Below are 1,866 nucleotides of genomic sequence, written 5' to 3' on the forward strand. Positions count from 1 at the left end.
TGGAAAAGAAGAGTTATTTTTGGCCGCCTACCGAACCGTACACACCTTCCGGCTTTCCGTTTCGCACCCGGCGACTCAGAAAACAATACACGCCCCACACCCCCAACGCAAATCCACCCCAACAACCACCCAACACAACCCCAACACCCGCGTCAGCCCGCCGTCGGGCAATCGTTCGGACGCGCGTCGCTGAGCCAGTTTGCGCTCCACTTCACTCAAGAAAGTCCGGCATCCCGAAGTGTCGGTGCAGACCATCATCGAGGAATCGCATGATCGATGCGATCTTGTCTCCAACCTGAGTTGGCTCAATCACCAGGAGTCCCCTGGCCCGGCCTTGCAGATAACAGACGAACGCCGGCCTGCCACCGGCAATGACAGCGGTCAGCGCATAGTTGCCGCCAGGGCGCCCGGCTGCGCTGGCATGGAGGAAGCTCCCGACGGCGTGCAGGCCCACGTAAAGTTCTCTGGCCGGAGGCATGGCGAGCCAACATTGATCGGTGAGGAGCTCAAGGACGGCATCGACGTCGTCTCGCGAGAAGGCATCTGCAAACTTACGGGCTAGACCGTGGTGTTCTGCTCCGGTCGCAATTGACCTTGGAGAGGGTCTGGCGGAGCGGGCGCGCTGAAGAAGACCCTTTGCCGCCGTCGGGCCTATCGCGAGCATCTCGGCAGCCTCGCTGGCGGTGAAATCCAACACATCGCAGAGGATCAACACTGCCGCCTGGCGCGGCGGCATCCGTTGAAGCGCAACAACAAATGCGAGCTCGACACTTTCACGGGCCACCGCCTGCACAGCAGGATCAAGCTCGTCGACCAATACAACGGGGTAAGGCTGCACATGCGGCAGGTCGAATCGGTCGTTTGCAGCTGGAGGCGCGAACGGAGGTATGGGCGCGGTACGAGGTCGGCGCTGCTGGTCCCTCAGAGTATTGAGCGAACGAGTAGTAGCAATCCTGTAGAGCCAAGTCCGCAAGGATGATCGGCCGGCGAAACCAGGCAACCCCTTCCATGCCGCAAGCAAAACCTCCTGCAGTACATCATCTGCATCATCAACAGAACCTGTGATCCTGTAGCAATGCAGATGAAGCTCCCGGCGAAAGGGCGCCACGAGCGAGGCGAAAGCCTCTTCATCGCCAGCCCGGGCGGCCTCCAACTCGGCTGATGTCACGGTTCAATCTTGGCACGGACCCACTAGAGCGTTCCGATCTGCTGGGAAGTGGTGTCTAACAGGAGTATTCCGTCTACGAAAGGAGTCAGACCATGTCTGAAAAACAGGCCAGAGCCGTTGAGATCGCAGTCGCGTACCACCGGGCCTGGACAACCGGCGACCTGGACTCAGCGATCAAGCACCTAGCCGAGGATGTCACCTGCCATGCACCGTCCGGCACCATGAGAGGTAGTGCCGCTGTCCGGGCATTCATGGAGCCCTTCGCTGCTACGCTCACCAAATCAGCCCTTCTTGCGGCTTATGGGTCCGACGACGAAGCAATACTGATGTACGACACAGCCAATCGGGCAGTTCCTAGCGCCCCGGGAGCGGAGCTGTATCGCATTCACAATGATCAGATCGCCGAGATCCAGATCATCTTCGATCGTCTGCCTTTCGCCCTGGCGCGTGGCGACGTCGTTGAGGTGTGATGGCGATGCTTCCCTGGACGCTGTCCGAACAAATTGAGCGGCGGTGGACATCTTCGGCAGTCAGCTGCGTCTTATGGGCTTAAATGGGGGAAGCCCCGACCGTCGTGGTCGGGGCTTTCCCTGTTAATGATTGTCCGGCGGTGTCCTACTCTCCCACACCCTCCCGGGTGCAGTACCATCGGCGCTGTGGGTCTTAGCTTCCGGGTTCGGAATGGGACCGGGCGTTTC

General features: G+C 60.0%; 2 protein-coding genes and 1 rRNA gene. 1 reads left to right on the forward strand and 2 read right to left on the reverse strand.

Translation table 11 applies throughout. From position 1 onward, the window contains the following. Nucleotides 1-211: 211 nt before the first annotated feature. A complete protein-coding gene (locus tag AB4Y87_RS25840; protein ID WP_442007076.1) occupies nucleotides 212-1,168 on the reverse strand; it encodes an RNA polymerase subunit sigma-70 in 957 nt (318 codons plus the stop codon). Between the two features lie 92 nt (nucleotides 1,169-1,260). Between AB4Y87_RS25840 and AB4Y87_RS25845 the strand changes: the two genes are divergently transcribed. After that, a complete protein-coding gene (locus AB4Y87_RS25845) occupies nucleotides 1,261-1,638 on the forward strand; it encodes a nuclear transport factor 2 family protein (protein WP_442007077.1) in 378 nt (125 codons plus the stop codon). Nucleotides 1,639-1,770: 132 nt separating this feature from the next. Here the strand turns inward: AB4Y87_RS25845 and rrf are convergent. Next, nucleotides 1,771-1,866 (reverse strand): 5S ribosomal RNA (gene rrf / locus AB4Y87_RS25850); the annotation flags it as partial.

The organism is Paenarthrobacter sp. RAF54_2 (assembly GCF_052113945.1).
Classification (GTDB): domain Bacteria; phylum Actinomycetota; class Actinomycetes; order Actinomycetales; family Micrococcaceae; genus Arthrobacter.

Coding starts and splice junctions, on each gene's coding strand:
- AB4Y87_RS25845 (WP_442007077.1), top strand. CDS start 1,261: ATGTCTGAAAAACAGGCCAGAGCCGTTGAGATCGCAGTCGCGTACCAC.